This is a genomic window from Peribacillus frigoritolerans (assembly GCF_001636405.1).
GTDB lineage: Bacteria > Bacillota > Bacilli > Bacillales > DSM-1321 > Peribacillus > Peribacillus frigoritolerans.
In genome coordinates, this window is the sequence record NZ_KV440950.1 from 914,249 (window position 1) to 936,587 (window position 22,339).

Here is a 22,339-nt window from a genome sequence, read left to right on the forward strand (position 1 = left end):
TTAACGGGGTCATCTTTTTTATTACAATGATTTTGTGACCGTGCCAGATTGATTACATACCACTTTTACCAAAAAATTGATATGATGTTTTAGCAGCCTCATAGTTCATGCTTAAAAAACCAATGAAGCTTCATTCCAAAGTAAATAGGAGTAGCGAAATGAATAAATTTTATAGAGCTTTAACTCTTGTAAACAAAATTGTTTATGAACCTAATAATCTGTCTGTAAAATCAATCCAAGAAGAATATCAAAATTCAGAATACGGAGCTGGAACATTTCACTTAAATGCAAAATCGGTTCGATTTAGAGTCGCAAAAATAACACCCAATAAAGTGGGACAGTTTGTTGTGTTTTGGGAAAAGGACGAAAATGATAAAAATCAACCCTTTGCATATGAAAATTCTCCTGATTTATTGGTCATCAATACCTCAATGAGTAATGACCATTTTGGGCAATTTATTTTCCCGAAAGAAATTCTCGCAAAACAAAATATCCTTAAAACGCAAAATGTAAAAGGGAAAATGGCAATAAGGATTTATCCTATTTGGGATAATCCAGCTAGTAAACAGGCAATAACGACTCAAAAGTGGCAACTACCTTTTTTTGTTGATCTGAGTCATGCGAATAAGTTACCGATACAAAAAATTTTAGAACTATATTCTATGTGAATCTTCCAAGTAGGAACCACTTAGCTATCTATGGTTCATGAAGAGGCTGATAGGGTGATTTTTATATTTAAATATCTAACTCAACTTTTCAAATAGACAGGAGGTAAAAATGAAACGTTTACTTGGAATATGCATATCCATGCAAATGACTTTCGTGCTGCTTTTCATCACCGGGATTACTCTAAAGTTAAATTCCTATGTTGGGGCCACCATTTATTTGATCATTGGGTTTGCAAGTCTGGTGATCAGCTTATATTTAGCAGGTAAGAAATTTCTCTTGGGCATTTCGTTTATTGCATTCATCTTTTCCTTGCTTATCATTTGTTTCACCATTTTCATTTATTTCTTGCCTGAAGCCGGGATGCCGCCGGAAATCCCTTTGTTTGAAAGGTGAGTTCATCCAAAATTCAAGCGAAAAAAGGGCATCTCATTGAGGTGCCCTTTTTAATTCCACATCTTTTTGAATCAGTTTGCTGCTGGAATCAATCCTTTATGAATGGAGACTTCCTGAATGGCGCGGTAGACGGTTTCGACCATGAAATCGAGTTCCTTTTCTGACATGGAAAGGATCGGCATCATCGTGATGACTGGACCGAGTTCCCGGATGATCAGGCCATTTTCCCGTGCTGTATGGATGATTTCGGAAACGACATTCTCTTGGAGGGTGAACGTTTCTTTTGTTTGGCGGTCTTTAACGATTTCCACTCCAATCATGAAGCCGCGCTGGCGGATATCGCCGACTATCGGAAGTTCGTATAGCGCTTGCAGTCTTTGTGATAGGTATTTTGATTTTTTCTGGATGTCTTTAATGAGATTTCGGCTTTCCATTAGCTCGATATTCTTCAGGGCCAGGGCACAGGCAAGCTGATTTCCTGTATAGGTGTGACCATGATAGAAGGTTTTATGTTCTTCCCGTTCCCCCAGGAAGGATTGAAAGATCTGCTCGTTCATGATGGTGGCGGCGAGTGGCATATATCCCCCAGTGATCCCTTTACCCATACACATGATATCGGGAACGACATCTTCCTGTTCGCAGGCAAACATCGTACCGGTTCGACCAAAGCCTACAGCCACCTCGTCACAAATTAAGAGTATATTGTACTTTTTGCATAATTGCCCGACCTCTTTCAAAAAGCCATGGGGATGGGTAATGATGCCTGCTGCTCCCTGCACGAGCGGCTCGATGATCAATCCTGCAATTTCCTCGGATTGTTTCTGCATTAACTTCTCCAGTTCCTTCAAGCAATGGTTTTTCACGGCTTCTGGATCTCCATATTCAGTCATGTGATAGGCATATGGTGAAGGGGCTGAAATCCGTTGAAATAAGAGGGGCTTAAAGATTCTATGGAATAGATCCATTCCGCCCACACTCACGGCACCGACAGTATCGCCGTGGTATGCTTCGTCAAGGGAGACGAATTTGTTTTTATTCCGATGCTTGACGGGATCGATATTCTGCCAATATTGATAAGCGACTTTAAGGGCGATTTCCACAGCGGCTGATCCCGTGTCGGAGTAAAAGACTTTCGATAAAGAACCAGGAGTGATCTCTGCCAGTTTTTTCGCAAGTAAGATCGATGGTACATTCGCAGATCCGAGCAGCGTCGAGTGCGCGACTTTATTCACTTGCTCAATTAGGGCGCCGTTTAATTCCGGCTCGTTATGCCCGTGAACATTCACCCATAATGAAGCATAGCCATCGAGGTAGCGTTTGCCATCCACATCAATCAGGTAGCTGCCTTCGCCGCGTTCGATGATAAGCGGTTTACTTTCCCGGTACGTTTTCATTTGTGTGAACGGATGCCATACATATTCCTTATCCCATTGTTCTAAATCCTGACTGTTCATGCTTCGAACACCTCTTTCAGTTGTTGGGTATATACTTGATCACCAAGCAAATCAAGGATGCAGATCCTCAAGTCTTTTCTAACATCGGCCAGTGTCGGGATGCAGGCGAGGCCATTCAGCCCAGTCAGCTTTTCAATGGTTTCGATATTGTCTTGGTGAATCCGATCTTTTGCCCGGTAATGATTATACAAAATGGTTTTCACGTTTATATCATGGACTTGGGCATAAGAATGGGTCGTCACGACATCATGAATCGCCCCTAAACCGCTTGTGGATACGAAGAGGACAGGCATCCCGCAATCCCTTATGAAATCTGCCGTCATATAGAAACCTTCCGTTCGTTCAATAAGCGGCACAGCCAATCCTCCAGCGCCCTCGACTAATACGATGTCATACATTTCCTCAAGTTCATGAACCCTTTCCACGACTTTCTTCTCATCGATGAGACTGCCGGTCAATTTAATCGCCAAATGTGGGGAGGTTTCGGGTTCCAGTGTGTAAAACCCCGCTTCCTTTACACCGAGTTCCTGCTCAAACCAAGATATATCCGGGTATGTATGATTTTCCTCATTGATACCAGTTTGAAATGGTTTGAATATCGTGACGCTTTTTCCCAATGTTTGAAGAGACAGATAGAGTGCACTCGTGACGATGGTCTTTCCAATATCCGTGCCAGTTCCGGTTATAAAGTAGGCTTGGCCCATGGGTGATTCAGCTCCTTTACGTTTATATATCTTGCAATGCGCGGACGTACTTGCTGAATGATGACAGCACATAGAATGCATAGCATTAAATCACCGGGTACAGGTAACAAGAAGCCGTATAGAATCGTTTGGCTGATGGAAAGCGGCGTTTCCACAATCCACTTCATCGCACCATACAGCCAGATGCAGCCGAAAAGGTAAACGGTCAGTAAAGTGGCGGCATTAGCAAAGAATATGGAACGAATCGTGGAGAGGGAAAACCGGTTGATCAGCCATCCATTTACATAGGCTCCCAGTATATATCCGAGCAAATAGCCAAAAGTGGGTTTGAATATATAGCCGAATCCCCCGCCTTCAGCAAACACGGGCACCCCGATAAGTCCGATCAAGACGTAGCATAACTGACTGAGCATTCCAAGCCGGGGCCCCAACAATGCGCCTGCCAAATAGACTGCCAGAATTTGCAGCGTGAATGGTATGTAAGGGATAGGTATCTTAATAAAGGCGCCAATGGCAGTTAACGCGGTAAAAAGGGCCACATAAGAAATCGTCCTTGCTTTCAAGTTTTTACCCCCCTTTTTTGAAAGTGCTGGCAGAATGCCCACTATTAGTTTGCCTGATTTCCATTTTATATGTCAACTAATTTGTTGTTTGGTTAACATATAAAGTGCCAGTTTTCTTAGGATTTAAAGGACAACTAGGAAAATATTGAAAAAAGGCCATTGAATAATATTTTGTATGTATGTTATTATTCTAACGATATGTTAACTTGTTGTATTTTAGGTTAACAAATATTATCGCTCCATTGATATTGCTAAATGTTAATTGCCCATTGAGGCTGATTGTGCACATGCAACCGGTTGGTTGGAGGGAAAAGTGGTTCAGGTAAACCCGCGGCTGGAGCAGCAGGTTGCAGGAAGCAGGTCTATTACTGGATATCTTCCGTTTTATGTGCGGAGAACCGGAACAGGATATGTTCCTTTTCAAGGAATGGCGATTCGGCACACAATAAAAGAAAAGAGGGATAGGTTTGGAAACATTGGTAAGGGATTGGAAGATGTTAGCGGAGAACGTTATCAAAGGATATAAAGTGACGGAGGAAGAGGCATTATCCATCGTCCAAGCCCCAGACGAAGAGGTTTTGGAAATTCTGAATGCAGCCTATCTCATACGTAAACATCATTATGGGAAAAAGGTAAAATTGAATATGATCATCAATACGAAATCAGGATTATGTCCCGAGGATTGCGGCTACTGCTCGCAGTCGATCGTCTCGGAAGCCCCGATCGATAAATATGCTTGGCTGACTAAAGAAAAGATTGTCGAGGGAGCGCAAGAATCAATTCGCCGGAAGGCGGGTACTTATTGTATTGTCGCTTCTGGCCGTCGTCCGACCAACAGGGAAATCGATCATGTTATTGATGCGGTAAAAGAAATCCGCGAAACGACGGATCTTAAAATCTGCTGCTGTTTAGGTTTCCTGAATGAGGAACATGCCGGTAAACTAGCGGAAGCAGGCGTTCATCGCTATAACCACAACTTGAATACATCACAGGAAAACTACAGTAAAATTACATCGACACATACATATGAAGACCGGGTAGATACAGTGGAAGCTGTGAAAGATGCCGGAATGTCCCCATGCTCTGGAGCCATTTTCGGAATGGGCGAATCTGAGGCGGAAGCGGTGGAAGTCGCTCTATCCTTACGCAGCCTTGATGCAGATTCCATTCCTTGTAATTTTCTCAATGCAATTGACGGAACGCCGCTTGAGGGAACTTCCGAGCTGACCCCCACTAAATGCCTGAAATTGATTTCGATGATGAGATTCGTTAATCCGAGTAAGGAAATCCGCCTGGCCGGCGGCCGGGAGGTCAATCTCCGTTCCATGCAGCCCATGGCACTTTATGCAGCCAATTCCATCTTCGTCGGCGACTATTTAACGACAGCTGGTCAAGAACCCACAGCGGATTGGGGAATCATTGAAGACCTGGGATTTGAAATTGAAGAATGTGCCCTTTAATTGATAAAGAAGATTATTGAGAGAAACTAAAAAAACACCCTTAGGGTGTTTTTTTTTCAGTTTGTCGATAAAAGGAGGTTCGAAATAATCCCGCTTCGAACCATAATCTTAAACATAACTAGTTTATCCTTCAGAGTTTTTTACAGTAATCCTTAAAGGATGGAAGAAATTTGCGGGACTCCTGCCGAATAACTGGGTAGCCGAGCCCCCGCAGGCGTTTGCGCCGAGGAGGCTTGGCAGGCAGTCGGCGGAAAGGAGCGGATTTCCGAAAGTGGGTATGTGTAATGATTTCCACTCCAGGCACTCGCTTTCCGCGGGCGGTCCGCCCTGGGAGTGCGCCTGCGGGGTCTTCCTTGGCCACGCTTTTCCCGCAGGAGTCTCGTACCTTACGTTCCAATCAGCTGGAACTTCTTTTTTAAGAGATATTGTAGGGAAATTGGCTCTTCTTCTCCAATTCGTCTACAGTCTGGCGGTTCAATCAATTTTCCGGCAAAAGGAGTTTCGAATTGCCCTCGCCCCGAACCAGGATTTTAAAAGTAAACTAGTTTATCCTTCATGTTTTTACAGTAATCCTTTTTGGATGGAAGAAATGAGCGACACTTCTGCCGAATAACTGGCTAGCCAAGACTTCACAGCCGCTTACGGTGAAGAGGCTTGGCAGACAGTCGGGGGAAGGGGAACGGATTTCCAGAAGTGGGTATGTGTAATGATTTCTACTCCAGGCACTCGCTTTCCGCGGGCGGTCCGGGGAGCCTCCTCGGCGTTCGCCTGCGGGGTCTCCCTTGGCCACGCTTTTCCCGGAGGAGTCTCGTACCTTACGTTCCAATCAGCTGGAACTTCTTTTTTTAGAGATATTGTAGGGAAACTGGCTCTTCTTCTCCAATTCGTCTACAGTCTGGCGGTTCAATCAATTTTCCGGCAAAAGGAGTTTCGAATTGCTGTCACCCCGAACCAATCTTAAACAAGACTAGTTTATCCTTCATGTTTTTTTACAGTCCCCCTTAAAGGATGCAAGAAATGTGCGACACTCCTGCCAAATAACTGGCTAGTCTAGACCACACAGCCGTTTACCGGCGAGGAGGCTTGGCAGACAGTCGGCGGAAAGGGAGCGGATTTCTGGAATCAACTGGAATGTAATTTCAAGAAAAAACTGAAGGCTCGGAAGCATCCCGAAGCAAGCTTAAGATAGGGGATCCTTCATGTTTTTACAGTAATCCTTAAAGGATGAAAGAAATGAGCGAGACTCCTGCCGAATAACTGGCTAGTCGAGACCCCACAGCCGTATAACGGCGAGGAGGCTTGGCAGGCAGTCGGCGGAAAGGGAGCGGATTTCTGGAATCAACTGGAACGGTTTTCAAAGAAAAAAACTGCAAACATTGCTGTAATAGAACTAATGTCCTTCAACCTTTACAAAAATAAAAAAATAATGATAAGTGAAAATAATGAAAAAAAAATGCTAAATTGTAAGGAGAGGTTTTATAATGAATTACCTGAATACAATAACATTTGCTGCATTGTAGTAAATGATTATGATATAGGGAAAGGATCAGTATTGGTAATATCAATAATGAGAGGATAGTTTTGTGTGATGCATATATGGCTGATTAGTTTTATTATTTTATTATTGCTATTAATATTTTATACTATTATCCCAACGGTGCTAATTCGTGTATGCAGCTTGGGAATAACCAAAAAAATACATTCGAATAATGGGATTGCGCTAACTTTCGATGATGGCCCAAACCCTGAATATACCATAAAATTACTTGATCTTTTAAAAGAATATGAGATAAAGGCCACATTTTTTGTTGTGGGCAGTAAAGTGAAAAGTAATCCTGGGATTATTAAAAGAATGCATGAAGAGGGACATACGATAGGTATCCATCATTTTCAACATGTTTCAAGTTGGGTCCTATCACCAATTCATCTGCGAAAACAGTTGGAAATGACTGAAAAGGCGATAACGGAATGCACGAATGAAAAGGTGATATTTTATAGACCGCCATGGGGCCATTTCAATATGTTCACCCCACTATTCAGTAGGAAATATAAAGTGATTATGTGGTCCGGCATCTTTGGGGATTGGAAAGTCGAACATTGTAAAAATACTCTGCTTGATCAGCTTCGAAGCGCTTCAACAGAAGGTTCCATCCTATTGCTTCATGACTGTGGTGAAACATTGGGAGCGGATAATGAGGCACCAGGCTATATGATTGAAATGTTAAAAATTTACCTGCAGGAGAGTAAGGAAAAAGGAACACACTTCATTTCTTTAAAAGACTTATAACTAATTCTGGGGGTATTATGGATATAGATACGCTTTTACATTTTATTGATTCTTATGGATACCTGATCATTTTTCTTTTTTTATTCTTCGGCATCGTAGGAGTGCCTGCTCCAGAAGAATCACTTCTATTTCTAATTGGGGTGCTGGTTGTCCAAGGTAAGCTCTCTATGGGTTTAGCGATGCTGTGTGCAATTCTCGGCGCCTTTATCGGAATGCTTGCAGCTTATGCATGCGGAAAATATGTGGGGTATCCATTTATAAATAAATATGGAAGATTCATTGGGATTACGGCTGAACGCTGGGAGAAAGCAAAAAGAAACTATACGGATAATGCACGAAAAACGTTAGTATTGGGATTTTATATTCCGGGGATGAGGCAAATAAGTCCATATTTTGCAGGAATCTCTTCTATACCCTTTCGGAAATACTTCCTCTTTTCCCTATTAGGCACTATACTATGGACCGTCCCTTTTATAGTGGCCGGTTATTATGTGGGGGATGCTTTTAATGTTAATCCTAAATATGTTCCATATTTAGGTGTTGTATTTTTAGTTATTTTTGTACTCTATGTTACTATCAAATACATTAAAAAGAGAAAACAAAGATCCAAAAGTTGAGTCGGCTCCTTATTAAAAAACGTCGGAAATAAAAAATCGATTTAAGGAATTTGTTCAACGATATTGTAAGAGGAAGATATCATGAACTATATATTTTGTATTTTCAGAATGATTTCTTAGGAGATGACACATATGAAGAAGATTTTGTTTTTACCTCTCTTTCGAATGCAGTCGGGACATCATCAAGTTGCAGAGGCATTGATGGATATGTTAAAAAAGCATTCGAATGGGATTGCTTATAAAAAAATCGATCTAATCAGTTATACCAATACCTCTCTAGAAAAATTCATTGCAAATAGTTATCTGACATGGATCCGTTATGCGCCGGAAACCTACAATCTTGCCTATAAGAACCTGTTTTATGTTCACTCGCCAAAGGAAAGTGCATGTAAATGGTATCAGCAATTATTCATGAATAAGATGGAACGATTGATAGCGGAAGAAAAGCCTGATTTAATTGTGTGTACACACGGTTTCCCTTCATATCTTTTGAGTCAGTTAAAGATGAAAGGAAAGTGCAGCACACCGGTAATAAACGTGTACACGGACTATTTTATTAATAATGTGTGGGGAAGCGAAGGGATAGATGCCCATTTTCTTCCTAGTCAAGAAGTGAAAGAAAAGCTGATGAGTAAGCGTCAAATACCAAAACAAACGATGATGGTCACTGGCATTCCCGTGCACGAGGAAATCACAAAAAATGCCCGTGTCCAAAGAAACACAGAACGGCCAAAAATTTTGATATCCGGAGGAAATAGCGGTCTGGGAGGGATTTTGAACTTAGGTGATGAGTTAAAGAATTCAACCGACTTTGATTATTTAGTTCTTTGCGGAAATAACAACAAGCTTTATGAAGAAATCAATACATGGAACTTACCTCATATCAAACCATTGCCCTATATCTCATCAAGGTCTGAAATGAATAAACTTTATGAAGAAGTTGACGCAATCGTTACGAAACCGGGCGGTGTCACGATCAGTGAATCATTGCGAAAAAGGCTTCCGATCTTTGTTCATTCCAGGCTTCCGGGGCAGGAGGAAATCAATCTGCAGTATCTAAAACAGCAAGGCCTTGTATTTAAACTTAATCAGAAAACGCCTTTTGAAAAACAATTGCTGAGTATATTGAAGGATCAGAAAAAAATGAAAAAATGGAACACATCCATAGAGTCCTATCATAAGGAAATAGAGTTGGAGAAACCCGAGGGAATAGTGGAGGTCATGAAATTGATCCTTGATCTTAATCAAAATGGTACGCCTTCCTATCTAGCCCGACAGCCCAAACTTCTTTATAGCTAAATGCACGGTGTTCCCGCTGGTGAGCCTAAAAGGAAGAATGGATACGGAAGGCTGCTGAATTAGCAGCCATCCTATAATGAAAGGTCGGAAGGAAGTGTGACTTTGAAAAAAACATACCTTATGATTTTTTTGATGATGATGCTTGTGATGACGGGGGCAGGGTGTTCAAGTGATGAAACGGAAATGAAGCCGCAAGCCGGAGGAAAAGTGGAATTGACGGTTTCCGCAGCTGTAAGTTTGCAAGATGCCTTGAATGATATAAAGAAGTCTTTTGAAAAAGAGAATGCAAATGTGGAAGTTCATTATAACTTTGGGGCCTCTGGAGCTCTACAGCAACAGATATCCCAAGGCGCACCTGTTGACCTGTTTTTCTCAGCAGCAGAAGATAAATTTGATAAATTAATAGAGGAAGATCTTATTGAAGAGAAGAATGGAATCGATTTAGTCGGCAATGACCTGGTGCTGGTGGTGCCAAAGGATTCCAAAAAGGAAATCGGGTCACTGGAAGACCTCACAAAGGCCGATAAAATTTCGATTGGCACTCCAGAGTCTGTACCGGCAGGGCAATATGCGAAACAAACTTTGGAAAACATGAAACTTTTCAAAGAGATGGAAGATCGATTGGTATATGCCAAGGATGTGCGGCAAGTGCTTACATATGTGGAAACGGGAAATGTGGACGCAGGCCTCGTTTATAAAACGGATGCGCTCAACTCATCAAAAGTTGAGATCATTGCAGCAGCCCAGGGAGATTTACATGAACCGATCATATATCCCGTGGGAATGATCAATAACCTGGATCATGCCAAGGAAGCCAAGCTATTCTATGACTATCTCCAAACGGAAGCCTCCATGAAAATCTTTGAAAAATACGGATTTAAGAATTTGAAATAACCGCCAATCCGGTGGCCTCGTAGACAAAAGGAATTCGGAAAATATATCTTTCATCAAATGAAGTTCCCAAGCTAACACCCTCAACTCATCAGGTATGGTTTCTAACTAAATGTTATAACAAAGTTGATTGGAGAGAAAGGTGCGAGACTCCTGCGGGAAAAGCGTGTCTAGGGAGACCCCGCAGGCGCAAGCCGAGGAGGCTCCCCGACCGCCCGCGGAAAGCGAGTGCCTGTAGCGGAAATCGACGTTCATTGTACAAGCCATAAAAAAATGTAGGCAAACTCGATTTGTTCGAATTTGTCCAAAAACTCCAACCACCAATCTGGTGGTCTTTTTTTATTCATCCATAGTAATATTGGGTATATTTTCCTTTATATTGAAACATCTTCTTGCTTTACACGTAAGAATAAGGACATGCATGTAATCGTTTTTCAATCGCTGCGTAATATGGACCTTGGGACAAAAGAAGGACAGCACATTACTGTCCTTTGGCTTGACTGCGAATGGTACCATTCTTTTTGAAAACGATGTAAAACAGTTTAATAGGCAGGTATCCTATAACCCCGCCGAGAGTATTCAGGATCAAATCATCGGTATCAAAACTTCCTAATTCAAATAAAAGCTGAAGAATCTCATAGGTGAAACTAAGACAGAATGTTGCAATCAAGATCGATTTGAGTTGGGAAAACCTTTTTGACAGTAAGGGAAGCATCAAGCCGAAAGGTACAAAACCGATGATATTCCCCGCTATATTTTCAATCCGGATCGATGGGTTAACATCCGCTAAGAACAGGTAATGGGCAATGGTTTTAAAAGGGATGAAGTTATGGGACCCCCAATAGCGGCCATGGGAAAAAATTATATGACCATTCATTTCGGTTATCGAGAAGGTTTTAAATAAAATGAGCTTTGTAAGGATTAATAGATATAGAAACATAAATAACGATAATACTATTTTCACAAAAATTTTCATGATACAACTCCAATATTAAAGTGGGAAATATTTATCATTTTATCATAAATGGTATATGATGAGTTTAATGTAATAATTTACTATATTTTCTGTTCGAATTACCAAGGAGGGGTAAAACAGTGGAGGAAGCAATAATTGATTTTGTCATTGCGGTCATATTAATTATTGGTTTCACATACGGTCTCATTAGGCAATTTAGACATTGTGTCAGTATCAGGAAGGGAAATAAGTCGGAGTATGTACATTACAAGAGGGCATTGATTGGAAACTATCTGGTTTGCCTATCCTATTCAGGGTTTCTTTTTTCTTATATTTTGAATTCATTATTGGCATCCCGAATTATACAGGCTTCATTTGTTACAAGTGATAATACTAGTTTTTGCAGTTTCAGTTTTCTTGCCATTCTATTAATCGCCAAATTTGGGATTATTCCTAAGGAAAATGAACAAGTTGGATTACAAGAATACATAGTTGAGAAAGAGGAAATATGAAGAAAATTTCGCTTATCATATTAATCGTATGTATTTCGATCACCTTTCTATTGAATGTTGCCATGCCTGAATTTGCTGGCAAAATGAAGCATAATATAAGTTCCATGAATATCCTTTATTCATACAGTGTCACAAAAACATTCTCGGAACAAATCCATGATACGGTCGAAATGGCATCCGTTCCTTCAGGGAAAACAGAGACCAGGGATGCCGATTTCCGAAGTGATGTCAAGCTTGAGGGCACGCCGCTGAATATTAAAAGTGTAGTGAAAGAGCACTTGAATAAACCCCAAGTGTATAAAACTAAAGAAAAGTTAACCGGGCCCGAAAAAGGGTTTTCATACCGGACATATCATCTTACCAAAAATTATGATAAAGGAAGATATACAGTCATCCGAACGAATAAAATAACGGGAAAAGAAAAGGTGTATGCCGGAACTTACTATGAGCCGAGCACGCAAGATCCTTTCGTAAAATGGTCACGTGATGAAAAATGATGGCTGACCATAAGATTTCATGTAAAGTTGAGTGATTATATGGAAAAAACAGTGAAGATCGAGGAATATAACCCTGATTGGGTCGGTGAATTCCATCAGGAAAAAGCGAGGATAATGGAGGTTTTAAAGAACGATTCCCTTTGTGTTGAGCATATTGGAAGTACATCCGTCATGGGGTTGGGGGCAAAACCGATTTTGGACATCATGGCTGGCGTCCAACAGTTAGCTGAAGCTGACGCGTTCATTGAACCTTTGAAATCGATTGGGTATGAATTTGTCCCGCATAAGGAGTTTCCAGAAAGGCGTTTCTTTAGAAAAGGCCAATGGAGAGCAGGGACGCATCATTTGCATATCTATAGATTCGGAAGTGAACAGTGGAAAAATCAACTTTCATTCAGGGACTATTTAAGAAGCCATGCGGACGTACGGAAACAATATCAGCATTTAAAAATGTCCTTAGCAGAAAAGCATCCTGCAGATATTGTGGGGTACACAAAAGCGAAAGCGCCATTTATCCTAAATGTCATGGAATCAGCAAAAGGCGGTTGACTTCCAGGGTAAAGTTCTGAATTACTTGAAAATGGTAACGGCAGTGTTTTAAACTGCCGTTTTTGTATGAACAATTAGCATGAACTTCGAACGATGAGCTCGGGGGCAAACCGATAAGTAATGTACGGGGCCTGATCCGAATTGGTTATCCGGTTCAATAGTAACTCAGCTGTTTTAATGCCCATTTGCTGAATGGGCTGTCCAATTGTCGTGATGGATGGTTCATAAAACTCCGTATAAGCGACATCATCAATGCTGACAATCGCCACTTCCCCGGGAATCGAGATTTTTTGCTTTTTCAAATAGCTAAGGATTTCACGTAATACTAAATCATTTCCTGCCACAATGGCCGTCGGTGGATTTTCTGCATCGAGTATCCGGGCCAATTTTTCTTGAATTTGGTTTCTGGGTAAAGAATGAATATCATCCTCCCTTACTTCCAATTTATGAGATGCCATCGCTTTTTTAAATCCTTCGATCCTCTCCAGCCTTGGTGTGATCGGGATATCAATCGGTAAGGTTAAAAATGCAATGTTTTCGTGTCCTTTTTCAGCCAGCATGGAAACAGCTAAAAAGATTGCAGCGTGGTTATCTAAAAGAACGGAATCGGAAGTTACCCCATCAACCAATCGATCGACGAATACCATTGGAATGGAATGATCGATCAAGTAATTATAGACTTTAAAATCATTTCCTACCGGAAAGATGATGATTCCATCCACTTGCGTAGAAACGAGCAAATCAAGGTATTCTTTTTCTTTCTCTGGATCATCGGCAGAGTCACATATGAATACTTTCATGCCATGCTGCTGAAGCTGTTCTTCTACGGTACGAATGATTTCAGTGGATAAAGTATGTAAAATATTAGCTACGAGTATGCCAATGACTTTTGTTTTTTTCACTTTTAAATTCCGGGCATTATCATTGGGACGAAAGTCAAGTTCTTGGATGACTTGCTCGATTCTGTCCTTTGTTTCAGCACTCATATAACGAAAACGCTGGTTAATATATTGAGAAACCGTACTTTTGGAAACACCGGCCTTCTCAGCAACATCTGATATGGTAGTTTTCTTTTTTTTCATGATGTTCTCCTAAAGGATATTATTTCTTGAACTAGAACGGGATACCTTCATCATAACAAAGGAGCATGACGATTCCAACGCCAGTTAGCTGATTTTGTTAAACATTGGATGTAAGAAACACCCTAAGCACTTTGGCTAAGGGTGTTAACCTTAAACTATTGATTTACATATCTTGATCAGCGGATTAACGAACGAGCCAGCCTCCATCAACAGCGAGGATATGGCCATTCATATAGTCAGAGGCCTTGCTGGCAAGAAAAACGACAGTTCCCATGACATCAAAGGGTGTTCCCCATTTTTCAGCCGGAATCCTTGAGAGAATGTCTTTGTTTCTTGACTCATCTGCACGAAGCGCGGCAGTATTGGCCGTTTCAATATAACCTGGGGCAATCGCGTTTATTTGAATATTTTTAGACGCCAATTCATTAGCGAAGGCTTTGGTCAGCCCGGCAACGCCATGTTTACTCGCAGTATATGCGGGAACGAACTTGCCTCCTTGGAAGGTGAGCATCGAAGCGATATTTATGATTTTCCCGCTGCCTTGTTCAACCATTTCTTTGGCAACGAGCTGACTGAGAAAATACAAGGAATTAAGGTTAATGTCCATTACTGCATTCCAATCCTCGTCTTTATATTCCAATAAAGGGGCACGGCGAATCGTTCCTGCATTATTAACAAGGATATCGATTTTTCCGTATGCATCAAGACACCCTTTTACAACACCTTTAAGGCTTTCCTTATTCGTGAGCTCCGCCTGATAAAAGACAGCCTTTTGCCCGGTCGTTTCGATTAAATCCTTTGTTTCCTGCCAATTATCACCATGGGCAACGATAAAAAGATCTGCACCCGCCTTTGCTAATGCAACTGCATACCCTTGGCCCAATCCGGTATTTCCTCCTGTTACGATGGCAACTTTCCCTTTTAAACTGAAAAAGTCCATTGAAAAGTCCAGTAAACTCATCTTGTTTCCTCCATCCCCATATGGATTAATAAACCACTCTTAGTCTTACTTCATATCTGATATAGGAAAGGTATCCATATCTTCATATGTATAATTCTCTCCAGCCATTGCCCAAATGAATGTGTAGTTGCTTGTAGCGGAACCACTATGTATGGACCATGGAGGTGAAATGACAGCCTGTTCATTTTTCATGACAATATGCCTTGTTTCATCGGGTTCACCCATCATGTGGAACAAAACCGCATCATCTGCCAAGTCAAAATACATATAAACTTCCACTCTGCGGTCATGAACATGAGGGGGCATGGAGTTCCAGACATTTCCTGGAGCCAATTCAGTCATCCCCATACACAGTTGGCAGCTTTGGATTCCTTTTTCATGAATCATTCTGCGAATCGTCCGCTTATTTGCCGTTTCCTGTGATCCCATTTCATCACCTTGCACTTCCTTGAACGCTACGTGTTGAATAGGGTAATTTTTATGTGCCGGAGCAGAGGCTAAATAAAATTTAGCAGGTTCGGAGTCTGAGTCACTAATGAAAATCAGCTCCTTACAACCTAATCCTATATACAGACAATCACGATTTTGAAGGGGATATACTTTCCCATCAACTGAGATCCTTCCTGATCCCCCTACATTAAATACACCTAATTCTCTTCGTTGAAGAAAATAATCAGCTTTAATGAAATCATGGCCCTCAAGCTTAACCTCTTTAGAAACAGGTTTGATTCCTCCTATGATGATCCTGTCATCAAGGGAATAGCATAAAGAAACGTCGTCATCGAGAAATAATTTTTCCACTAAAAAGTTTTTACGGATTTCACTTGTATCAAAGTGTTTGGCTTGTGACGGATGAATGGAATAACGTTTTTCCATATGCATATAAATAACCTCCTATTTAGTAAAACGGTTTATTATGAATATTCAAAATGTTAGCGCTACCAATATTAAAAATATATATAATATTTTCCAAATAGTCAATGATAATAGAAAAATTTAGTAGATTAATCAGTATAAAAGAAGAAATGAATGATTGAAACTATGATTTTATACAAAATAAAAATGTAAAGATTAGTATTGTTAAAAACTGGTTTATATGGTAATCTGACTTTATTGAAAAGAAAGCGCTTTCTTATGGTTTTGGTTTACTAAACCGTAATACACCTTTTTCAGGGGGAATTAGGAATGAAAGAATTAGATGTGATCACCTTTGGGGAACCGATGAACATGTTCTATGCAAATGAAGTAGAGCCTTTACATGAGGCTAAAACCTTTTCCCGAGCGATTGCGGGAGCCGAATCAAACGTGGCTTGCGGATTGGCGCGTCTTGATTTAAATGTTGCTTATATGACGAAACTTGGCAACGACAGTTTCGGAAAGTTCATCATCGGAGAATTGAATAAAGAAAAAGTCGACACGACAGGTATCCGTTTTACAAGTGATCACCCGACAGGAATGCTCATTAAATCTAAAGTGCATGACGGAGACCCGGAAGTGGAATACTTCAGAAAAAATTCAGCTGCTTCCACTCTGAATATCGACGACCTCTCAGAAGAGTATTTTCGGCAAGCTAAACATCTGCATGCAACAGGTATCCCATCCGCATTATCTGAAAGCTGCCATGAATTTACCGTTGCTGCCATGAAACTTATGAGGAATCAAGGAAAAACCGTTTCATTTGACCCGAATTTACGGCCTAACCTATGGCCGGATAAACAAAAAATGGTGGATTGCATTAATGAGCTTGCTTACATTTGTGATTTATTTCTTCCAGGCATGTCCGAAGCGGAAGTATTAACAGGGCTCCGAACACCTGAGGAGGTAGCCGAATTTTATTTAAACAAAGGAGTTAAAATGATTGTCATCAAGTTTGGAGCAGAGGGAGCTTATTATAAAAATGCCAATGAAGAAGGGTATGTTAAAGGATTCGCACCTGAAAAAGTCATTGATACGGTAGGTGCCGGCGATGGTTTCGCCGTCGGTGTGATCAGCGGCTTGCTTGAAGGGAAATCCACGATGGAAACCGTTACTCGGGGCAATGCGATTGGCGCCCTTCAAGTCATGGCTCCCGGTGATATGGATGGCATGCCCAGCCGGAAAAAATTGCAGGACTTTATTGAAAGCCAGAACAAACTATTAAATGTTGAATGATCGATAACAGCACCCAGTTAACTCCACAACTAGACTTCCAATTACAAATATTCATAAATTTGATAATGAAGTGGAGAGATTGTGATGAGAATAAAAGCCGCAATAGAAAAAATCCCTGGTGGCATGATGGTTGTCCCGTTGTTCATAGGTGCCTTGATACATACTATTTTTCCTGACACGGCAACCTTCTTTGGCGGATTTACAGGTGCCATGCTAACAGGTACCGCATCGATATTAGCCGTCTTTTTCTTTTGTGTCGGAGCTACGATAGATGTTAAGCAATCCGGGTATATTGCAAGAAAAGGATTTACATTGCTTTTCGGTAAAGTCGTATTTGCGGCATTATTGGGATATGGTGCAGCTTTGCTGCTTCCGGAGAATGGGATTCAAACCGGTCTCTTTTCCGGTCTTTCGGTTTTAGTGCTGATAGCGGCTTTTAATGAAACGAACGGCGGTCTTTATACCGCACTCATGACAAAATTGGGCAGAACGGAAGATGCTGCGGCATTCCCGTTCATCAGTATTGAAAGCGGTCCGTTCTTCACGATGATCATCCTCGGTGTTGGAGGCCTTGCAACCTTCCCGTGGCAAACAATTGTCTCCACATTGATTCCGTTTGCAGTCGGGATGATTGTAGGGAATATTGATAAAGAATGCCGGGAATTCTTTGGACAGGCCGTACCGGTCCTTATCCCGTTCTTCGCATTGGCTCTAGGATTCGGGTTGGATTTTGGCATGATCCTAAAATCCGGATTCATGGGTATTTTAATGGGCGTTGCCGTTGTCTTCCTTTCCGGAGGCGTCTTATATCTACTGGACCGTTACGTTACTGGCTCCGATGGCGTTGCCGGGGTCGCCGCTTCTTCAACGGCGGGTGCCGCAGTTGCTGTACCTTTCATCATCGCCGAGTTAAACCCGCAATTCGCTCCTGTAGCAGAATCGGCAACAGCGATCATCGCGACAAGTGTATTGGTGACGGCAATCCTGACACCGATGCTGACGATGTGGGTTGCAAAGAAACAGGAGGAAAGAGGCATTCCGCAGCGAAGGGGCATGAAACCAACTATTTTGAAAGATCAAAATGTGGCTTCCATACAAAAAGCGAAATAAAACAAATGAAATGTAAGCGTTATCCAAAAAGCAACTGGGGTTATTATCCCGGCTGCTTTTTTGTGATGCATGCACATTGGTGTTAAAATAAGGAAATATAAAACGGAATGTGTAAACGCGGATTCCTATCAAGGAGGCTTCCATGAGAAAGGTAGAGGTCGTGCCATATAAGAAAGAATGGTCCAAGCTATTTCATGATGAATGCCAAAAATTAGAGGATATTTTCGGGCCTGAAATGATGAATGTATACCATATTGGCAGTACGGCCATCCCGGCCATCCATGCCAAGCCTGTAATAGATATTTTGGCAGTGGTGAAAGATGTGGAATGTGTCGCTGACTTTAATAAAGAGATGGAAGAGATGGGGTATGATGCCAAGGGGGAGAACGGAATCGCTGGCCGACGTTTTTTTCGAAAAGGCGGGGATGAGAGGACGCATCATATTCACATGTTCCAAAAGGGACATGAAAAAATTGCCCGACACCTCGCTTTTCGGGATTATTTGCTATCACACCCTGATGAAGCACAAGAGTATAGTAGGCTGAAGCAGCGCTTGGCAGCGGAATTTCCAGATGATATTAAAGGATATGTAAACGGGAAAAATGATTTTATCAAAAAGGTCGATGAAAAAGCGAAACATTGGGCGAAGCGTGGTGGTCATCCTGTTAATGAAGTGGATTAAATGCCAAATGAATGAGGAAAACAAGCGCTCATTTTCAAAAGCACAAGAGGGATGGGGACAGTTGCGCCATTGTGCTGGCTTCATCGGTCAAATCGTGGAATAGAAATAAAACCCTGTGAAGCAGGCATTCTCTCCGTTTGGAAAGATCTCCATTGTCATCAACGTTTCATGCAGCATCGGCATGATGAAATATTCAGGAAGATTGATCAAGGAAGTACGTATACAAATATTTCTGTCGATATATTCGAGAGCATATCCAATATGGGAAGAACGGACATTACGGATTTTGTTGATAAGGGAAAATTACTTCGTGTGGCTGAATGTTCTGTTGAAAATGTTAAACGAGACCGTTTTGAGCAGGTGCTAAAAGACGCATGGAACAGGGGGATGATACCGGGCATGCTGTCAGGCGCATTCGGTAAAAGGCAAAACGGCAGATATATGGATGCATCATTAGGGGATAATGAAGATTCATATCAACGGTATGGGATAAGGAATTGCCTGCATTGATAAAAGAATCGGGAGTGAAAGATTAAACCCAGCGCATTTCAGTAAGTTTAATTGAATTGCATCCAAAGTGGATGTTCATTTAGAATCAAACATTATCAATCTATCAATTTGAATAATCTATGGCGTCTTGGATTGTTGCAGTCTAAATGGCCACAGAAGGGTGATAACAAATGAAACTAGATTATGATTCACAGTATATCAGGGGCATCTACCTCAATAGAGACCGAATATCTTCGTATGACCATTTCCCTCTTGATCTTCCGGTTATCAGGCACCTTCAGGAAGTTGCTTTTCATCCCAGTGTTACCTATGTCATCGGGGAAAATGGAATGGGGAAGTCCACCTTGCTTGAAGGGATTGCGATTGCGTATGGCTTCAATCCGGAAGGCGGAACGTTGAATTTCAATTTTTCCAATTATGATTCACATTCCAATTTGGACGAATACCTCCGTTTGAAAAAAGGCGTATACAAACCGAAGGATCATTTTTTCTTTAGGGCGGAAACCTTTTATAATTTAGCTACGAATATAGAGGAATTGGACAGGGAGTCATCGTTTGGGTCGAAAATCATCGATTCCTTCGGTGGAAAATCGCTGCACCAGCAATCTCATGGGGAATCGTTTTTTTCTGCTTTTGTAGAACGATTTCAAGGCGATGGATTGTATATCCTCGATGAGCCTGAAGCTGCTTTGTCCCCATTGAGACAAATATCGATGCTGGCCAGGATAAATGAGCTTGTTCAACAAGGTTCCCAATTCATCATTTCCACCCATTCCCCGATCATCATGGCCTACCCGGATGCTAAAATCCTCCAAATTTCAGATGAGGGAATGAGTGAGGTGGCATTAGAGGAGTCCAATCACTATTTGTTAGTGAAACAGTTTTTTGAAGATAAAGATCGGCTGCTTCATCATCTGTTTCAATGAGATTTTAGCATCTCCAATGAAAAACCCCGTCTGCACTGCGCATTCGGGGTTTTCATTTTTTTGGAATTGGTTGTTGACAGCATAGGTGTATTACGGGTATAGTACATCTATAAGGTGTATGAACCACTTAGTACATACACGCATATCAGGCTTTTTTAATAAATAGGGGGTGGTTTTAATGAACGTAAATACCCGGGAACCGGTATATCTGCAAGTCGTTAGGCATTTCAAAGAACAAATAGCCATTGGTAATTTCGTGGCGGGGCAGGAAATTCCCTCCCGAAGAGAACTGGCGGCTTCACTTAATATAAATCCCAATACCGCTCAAAAAGCGTATAAAGAAATGGAGGAACAGGGCTTGATTCATACAGAACGAAATTTCCCCAGTCAAATCACGACGAATGAAACGATTTTACAGGTTGTAAGGCAGGAATTGATTTTGGCGGCCGTCGATACATTTGTCGATGCGATTCGTCCGATTAATGTACCGGTTGATGAACTGCTTCGTGTGGTTAAAGAAAAATACTCGGAAGAAATAAGGGAGGAGGAAGAAAAATGATAGAAGTAAAAAAGATCTCCAAGAATTATGGACGGAAAAAGATCTTGGATGATGTTTCATTTACAGCCAATAAAGGCGAAGTCACTTGTCTGATCGGGATAAATGGTGTCGGTAAAACGACTACACTCAAAGCGATCATGGGCTTGACGCCATATAAAGGTGAAATCCTGATCGATGATCAAAAGATGACAAAGGACAGTTATGAAAAAATCACCTTCATTCCGGACGCACCAACCATGCTTCCGCAAATGACCATTAAACAGGCCATGGTTTTCATGTCGGATTTCTATACGTCCTGGAATCCGGAAAGAGCTAACCAGCTAATGGGATTTTTCAAGCTTAAAGAGGAGAATCGCATTTCGGAATTGTCAAAAGGGAATACAGCTAAGCTCAACCTGATGCTTGGTTTGTCCCTTGACGTCGATTATGTACTGATGGACGAACCATTTTCGGGAATCGATATGTTTAGCCGCGAGCAAATTGCCGATGTCTTTGCGAGCCACCTGATTGAAGATAGAGGAGTCATCATCACGACCCATGAAATCGGTGATATTGAACATTTGATCGATAAGGTCATTTTATTGGATAACGGTTCAGTGCTTAAAGAGTTCAATACAGAAGAAATGCGGGAAGAGGAAGGAAAATCGGTAGTCGATGTAATGAGAGAGGTGTATCAATCATGATGCGATATATAAAACTAGTGAACTTTGAAATCAACCGTTTCAGTAAAATCTATCTTAGCTTATTGTTGATAACCTTAGTTTCGCAATTTGCTGGGGTGATCATCGTGACGAAGAGCCTTCTTAATGATGCCAGGGATATCATGAAAGAAGAAAGACTATCTGAAGCCGCTTATATTACCAATTATGGAGGCATTGATTTTAACCATATCGCCAATAGCCTCTTGTTTGTAGGACCGATAGCGCTGAGTGCGGTTGCCCTTATTTTTTACATTTTCCTTATTTGGTATCGTGATTGGTTTGGAAAGAATACGTTCATTTATCGTCTATTGATTTTACCGACATCCAGATTATCGATCTACCTTTCAAAAGCTACGTCCATCTTCCTGATGGTATTAGGGTTGATTGCTTTCCAAATCATCATTTTACCTATGGAAAATGCCCTATTTAATTCAAATGTGCCGGAAGCGCTCTTGAGTGAAATGTCAATTTCTACTATCACGATAGCCAATCCGATTTTGTCATTGATCATCCCAAGCACATTCACGCAATTCCTGATTTCCTATGGCATCGGTCTTATGATCATGTCGATATTATTCACGGCGATCATGTTTGAAAGAAGTTTCCGCATAAAAGGAATCATAATGGGCTTGTTATATTGCGGAATCGCTGCTGTGTTGTTTTTAGCCCCAGTTTTAATGGAAATCGGGAATTTCTATTTCTATCCTAATGAATTATTTGGCATGATGCTCGCAATAGGGATCATTTTGACAGGATTATCGGTGTGGCTTGGTGCTTGGTTATTGAAAAATCGCGTTACCGTATAAC

26 protein-coding genes are annotated in these 22,339 nt (G+C 41.3%); 19 read left to right on the top strand and 7 right to left on the bottom strand.

All coding sequences use genetic code 11. The annotated features are described in order from the left end of the window. Positions 1-158: 158 nt before the first annotated feature. Positions 159-668 (top strand): MepB family protein, encoded by a 510-nt coding sequence (locus A6755_RS04465; protein WP_063589877.1) that lies wholly within the window; start codon positions 159-161, stop codon positions 666-668. Between the two features lie 109 nt (positions 669-777). Next, complete coding sequence (locus A6755_RS04470; protein WP_063589878.1) at positions 778-1,062, top strand: hypothetical protein; 285 nt, start codon at positions 778-780, stop codon at positions 1,060-1,062. A gap of 71 nt (positions 1,063-1,133) precedes the next feature. On the opposite strand, the gene bioA is transcribed toward A6755_RS04470, so the two are convergent. Genes bioA through A6755_RS04485 form a run of 3 tightly spaced genes read right to left on the bottom strand, consistent with a single transcriptional unit; the run spans position 1,134 to position 3,783 of the window. Beyond that, positions 1,134-2,516 (bottom strand): adenosylmethionine--8-amino-7-oxononanoate transaminase, encoded by a 1,383-nt coding sequence (bioA, locus tag A6755_RS04475; protein WP_063589879.1) that lies wholly within the window; start codon positions 2,514-2,516, stop codon positions 1,134-1,136. After that, the gene (gene bioD / locus A6755_RS04480) at positions 2,513-3,220 is read right to left on the bottom strand and encodes a dethiobiotin synthase (protein ID WP_063589880.1); all 708 of its coding nucleotides are present in this window, start codon (positions 3,218-3,220) and stop codon (positions 2,513-2,515) included. Before bioD ends, bioA begins: the two co-directional genes overlap by 4 nt. After that, positions 3,199-3,783: a biotin transporter BioY gene (locus A6755_RS04485; RefSeq protein ID WP_034310656.1), complete on the bottom strand. Its 585-nt coding sequence runs from the start codon at positions 3,781-3,783 to the stop codon at positions 3,199-3,201. Before A6755_RS04485 ends, bioD begins: the two co-directional genes overlap by 22 nt. A gap of 494 nt (positions 3,784-4,277) precedes the next feature. On the opposite strand from A6755_RS04485, the gene bioB reads away from it, so the two are divergent. The 5 genes from bioB (at position 4,278) to modA (ending at position 10,340) form a co-directional block, all read left to right on the top strand. Then, a complete protein-coding gene (bioB, locus tag A6755_RS04495; RefSeq protein ID WP_063589882.1) occupies positions 4,278-5,243 on the top strand; it encodes a biotin synthase BioB in 966 nt (321 codons plus the stop codon). 1,588 nt (positions 5,244-6,831) lie between these two features. Next, entirely contained in the window at positions 6,832-7,530 is a 699-nt protein-coding gene (locus A6755_RS04505) for a polysaccharide deacetylase family protein (protein WP_063589884.1), read from the top strand. A gap of 17 nt (positions 7,531-7,547) precedes the next feature. Next, the gene (locus A6755_RS04510) at positions 7,548-8,147 is read left to right on the top strand and encodes a DedA family protein (protein ID WP_053536595.1); all 600 of its coding nucleotides are present in this window, start codon (positions 7,548-7,550) and stop codon (positions 8,145-8,147) included. Between the two features lie 132 nt (positions 8,148-8,279). After that, entirely contained in the window at positions 8,280-9,446 is a 1,167-nt protein-coding gene (locus A6755_RS04515) for an MGDG synthase family glycosyltransferase (RefSeq protein ID WP_063589885.1), read from the top strand. 102 nt (positions 9,447-9,548) lie between these two features. After that, positions 9,549-10,340, top strand: a complete 792-nt coding sequence (modA, locus tag A6755_RS04520; RefSeq protein ID WP_063589886.1) for a molybdate ABC transporter substrate-binding protein — start codon at positions 9,549-9,551, stop codon at positions 10,338-10,340. A 478-nt stretch (positions 10,341-10,818) separates the two neighbouring features. Here the strand turns inward: modA and A6755_RS04525 are convergent, their stop codons facing one another. Next, positions 10,819-11,313, bottom strand: coding sequence for a VanZ family protein (locus tag A6755_RS04525; RefSeq protein WP_063589887.1), 495 nt, complete (start codon positions 11,311-11,313; stop codon positions 10,819-10,821). Between the two features lie 119 nt (positions 11,314-11,432). On the opposite strand from A6755_RS04525, the gene A6755_RS04530 reads away from it, so the two are divergent. Genes A6755_RS04530 through A6755_RS04540 form a run of 3 tightly spaced genes read left to right on the top strand, consistent with a single transcriptional unit; the run spans position 11,433 to position 12,850 of the window. Beyond that, entirely contained in the window at positions 11,433-11,804 is a 372-nt protein-coding gene (locus A6755_RS04530) for a hypothetical protein (RefSeq protein ID WP_244889631.1), read from the top strand. Further along, a complete protein-coding gene (locus A6755_RS04535) occupies positions 11,801-12,301 on the top strand; it encodes a hypothetical protein (RefSeq protein ID WP_063589888.1) in 501 nt (166 codons plus the stop codon). The genes A6755_RS04530 and A6755_RS04535 overlap by 4 nt, the downstream gene beginning before the upstream one ends. 39 nt (positions 12,302-12,340) lie before the next feature. Beyond that, the gene (locus A6755_RS04540; RefSeq protein WP_063589889.1) at positions 12,341-12,850 is read left to right on the top strand and encodes a GrpB family protein; all 510 of its coding nucleotides are present in this window, start codon (positions 12,341-12,343) and stop codon (positions 12,848-12,850) included. 74 nt (positions 12,851-12,924) lie between these two features. Here the strand turns inward: A6755_RS04540 and A6755_RS04545 are convergent, their stop codons facing one another. From A6755_RS04545 to kduI, 3 genes are all read right to left on the bottom strand, one after another. After that, the gene (locus A6755_RS04545) at positions 12,925-13,932 is read right to left on the bottom strand and encodes a LacI family DNA-binding transcriptional regulator (RefSeq protein ID WP_063589890.1); all 1,008 of its coding nucleotides are present in this window, start codon (positions 13,930-13,932) and stop codon (positions 12,925-12,927) included. 184 nt (positions 13,933-14,116) lie between these two features. Then, entirely contained in the window at positions 14,117-14,893 is a 777-nt protein-coding gene (gene kduD, locus A6755_RS04550) for a 2-dehydro-3-deoxy-D-gluconate 5-dehydrogenase KduD (protein WP_034310689.1), read from the bottom strand. A gap of 45 nt (positions 14,894-14,938) precedes the next feature. Continuing rightward, positions 14,939-15,769 (bottom strand): 5-dehydro-4-deoxy-D-glucuronate isomerase, encoded by an 831-nt coding sequence (gene kduI, locus A6755_RS04555; RefSeq protein ID WP_063592428.1) that lies wholly within the window; start codon positions 15,767-15,769, stop codon positions 14,939-14,941. A gap of 309 nt (positions 15,770-16,078) precedes the next feature. Here kduI and A6755_RS04560 point away from each other — a divergent pair, with 309 nt between their 5' ends. From A6755_RS04560 to A6755_RS04595, 9 genes are all read left to right on the top strand, one after another. Then, positions 16,079-17,044, top strand: a complete 966-nt coding sequence (locus tag A6755_RS04560) for a sugar kinase (RefSeq protein WP_063589891.1) — start codon at positions 16,079-16,081, stop codon at positions 17,042-17,044. Between the two features lie 84 nt (positions 17,045-17,128). After that, positions 17,129-18,154: a 2-keto-3-deoxygluconate permease gene (locus tag A6755_RS04565; protein WP_063589892.1), complete on the top strand. Its 1,026-nt coding sequence runs from the start codon at positions 17,129-17,131 to the stop codon at positions 18,152-18,154. 142 nt (positions 18,155-18,296) lie between these two features. After that, positions 18,297-18,836, top strand: a complete 540-nt coding sequence (locus tag A6755_RS04570; RefSeq protein WP_063589893.1) for a GrpB family protein — start codon at positions 18,297-18,299, stop codon at positions 18,834-18,836. Continuing rightward, entirely contained in the window at positions 18,823-18,939 is a 117-nt protein-coding gene (locus tag A6755_RS28085) for a DUF4937 domain-containing protein (RefSeq protein ID WP_241637386.1), read from the top strand. The genes A6755_RS04570 and A6755_RS28085 overlap by 14 nt, the downstream gene beginning before the upstream one ends. Further along, complete coding sequence (locus A6755_RS04575) at positions 18,888-19,346, top strand: DUF4937 domain-containing protein (protein ID WP_063589894.1); 459 nt, start codon at positions 18,888-18,890, stop codon at positions 19,344-19,346. The genes A6755_RS28085 and A6755_RS04575 overlap by 52 nt, the downstream gene beginning before the upstream one ends. 170 nt (positions 19,347-19,516) lie before the next feature. Next, on the top strand, positions 19,517-20,272 hold the full coding sequence (locus tag A6755_RS04580; RefSeq protein WP_063589895.1) for an AAA family ATPase: 756 nt from the start codon (positions 19,517-19,519) through the stop codon (positions 20,270-20,272). A 178-nt stretch (positions 20,273-20,450) separates the two neighbouring features. Beyond that, positions 20,451-20,831 (top strand): GntR family transcriptional regulator, encoded by a 381-nt coding sequence (locus A6755_RS04585; RefSeq protein ID WP_063589896.1) that lies wholly within the window; start codon positions 20,451-20,453, stop codon positions 20,829-20,831. Then, a complete protein-coding gene (locus tag A6755_RS04590; RefSeq protein ID WP_057279131.1) occupies positions 20,828-21,514 on the top strand; it encodes an ABC transporter ATP-binding protein in 687 nt (228 codons plus the stop codon). The genes A6755_RS04585 and A6755_RS04590 overlap by 4 nt, the downstream gene beginning before the upstream one ends. After that, on the top strand, positions 21,511-22,338 hold the full coding sequence (locus A6755_RS04595; RefSeq protein WP_063589897.1) for a hypothetical protein: 828 nt from the start codon (positions 21,511-21,513) through the stop codon (positions 22,336-22,338). Before A6755_RS04590 ends, A6755_RS04595 begins: the two co-directional genes overlap by 4 nt. Position 22,339: the final 1 nt, after the last annotated feature.

What these genes read in the sequence shown, in the direction of transcription:
- A6755_RS04470 (WP_063589878.1), top strand. Translation starts at nt 778, where the DNA reads ATGAAACGTTTACTTGGAATATGCATATCCATGCAAATGACTTTCGTG.
- A6755_RS04540 (WP_063589889.1), top strand. Translation starts at nt 12,341, where the DNA reads ATGGAAAAAACAGTGAAGATCGAGGAATATAACCCTGATTGGGTCGGT.
- A6755_RS04545 (WP_063589890.1), bottom strand. Translation starts at nt 13,932, where the DNA reads ATGAAAAAAAAGAAAACTACCATATCAGATGTTGCTGAGAAGGCCGGT.
- bioB (WP_063589882.1), top strand. Translation starts at nt 4,278, where the DNA reads ATGTTAGCGGAGAACGTTATCAAAGGATATAAAGTGACGGAGGAAGAG.
- bioA (WP_063589879.1), bottom strand. Translation starts at nt 2,516, where the DNA reads ATGAACAGTCAGGATTTAGAACAATGGGATAAGGAATATGTATGGCAT.
- bioD (WP_063589880.1), bottom strand. Translation starts at nt 3,220, where the DNA reads ATGGGCCAAGCCTACTTTATAACCGGAACTGGCACGGATATTGGAAAG.
- A6755_RS04525 (WP_063589887.1), bottom strand. Translation starts at nt 11,313, where the DNA reads ATGAAAATTTTTGTGAAAATAGTATTATCGTTATTTATGTTTCTATAT.
- A6755_RS04585 (WP_063589896.1), top strand. Translation starts at nt 20,451, where the DNA reads ATGAACGTAAATACCCGGGAACCGGTATATCTGCAAGTCGTTAGGCAT.
- A6755_RS04535 (WP_063589888.1), top strand. Translation starts at nt 11,801, where the DNA reads ATGAAGAAAATTTCGCTTATCATATTAATCGTATGTATTTCGATCACC.
- A6755_RS04560 (WP_063589891.1), top strand. Translation starts at nt 16,079, where the DNA reads ATGAAAGAATTAGATGTGATCACCTTTGGGGAACCGATGAACATGTTC.
- A6755_RS04505 (WP_063589884.1), top strand. Translation starts at nt 6,832, where the DNA reads ATGCATATATGGCTGATTAGTTTTATTATTTTATTATTGCTATTAATA.
- A6755_RS04580 (WP_063589895.1), top strand. Translation starts at nt 19,517, where the DNA reads ATGAAACTAGATTATGATTCACAGTATATCAGGGGCATCTACCTCAAT.
- A6755_RS04510 (WP_053536595.1), top strand. Translation starts at nt 7,548, where the DNA reads ATGGATATAGATACGCTTTTACATTTTATTGATTCTTATGGATACCTG.
- A6755_RS04565 (WP_063589892.1), top strand. Translation starts at nt 17,129, where the DNA reads ATGAGAATAAAAGCCGCAATAGAAAAAATCCCTGGTGGCATGATGGTT.
- kduD (WP_034310689.1), bottom strand. Translation starts at nt 14,893, where the DNA reads ATGAGTTTACTGGACTTTTCAATGGACTTTTTCAGTTTAAAAGGGAAA.
- A6755_RS04575 (WP_063589894.1), top strand. Translation starts at nt 18,888, where the DNA reads ATGGGGACAGTTGCGCCATTGTGCTGGCTTCATCGGTCAAATCGTGGA.
- A6755_RS04590 (WP_057279131.1), top strand. Translation starts at nt 20,828, where the DNA reads ATGATAGAAGTAAAAAAGATCTCCAAGAATTATGGACGGAAAAAGATC.
- A6755_RS04515 (WP_063589885.1), top strand. Translation starts at nt 8,280, where the DNA reads ATGAAGAAGATTTTGTTTTTACCTCTCTTTCGAATGCAGTCGGGACAT.
- A6755_RS04595 (WP_063589897.1), top strand. Translation starts at nt 21,511, where the DNA reads ATGATGCGATATATAAAACTAGTGAACTTTGAAATCAACCGTTTCAGT.
- A6755_RS04465 (WP_063589877.1), top strand. Translation starts at nt 159, where the DNA reads ATGAATAAATTTTATAGAGCTTTAACTCTTGTAAACAAAATTGTTTAT.
- kduI (WP_063592428.1), bottom strand. Translation starts at nt 15,769, where the DNA reads ATGGAAAAACGTTATTCCATTCATCCGTCACAAGCCAAACACTTTGAT.
- A6755_RS28085 (WP_241637386.1), top strand. Translation starts at nt 18,823, where the DNA reads ATGAAGTGGATTAAATGCCAAATGAATGAGGAAAACAAGCGCTCATTT.
- A6755_RS04570 (WP_063589893.1), top strand. Translation starts at nt 18,297, where the DNA reads ATGAGAAAGGTAGAGGTCGTGCCATATAAGAAAGAATGGTCCAAGCTA.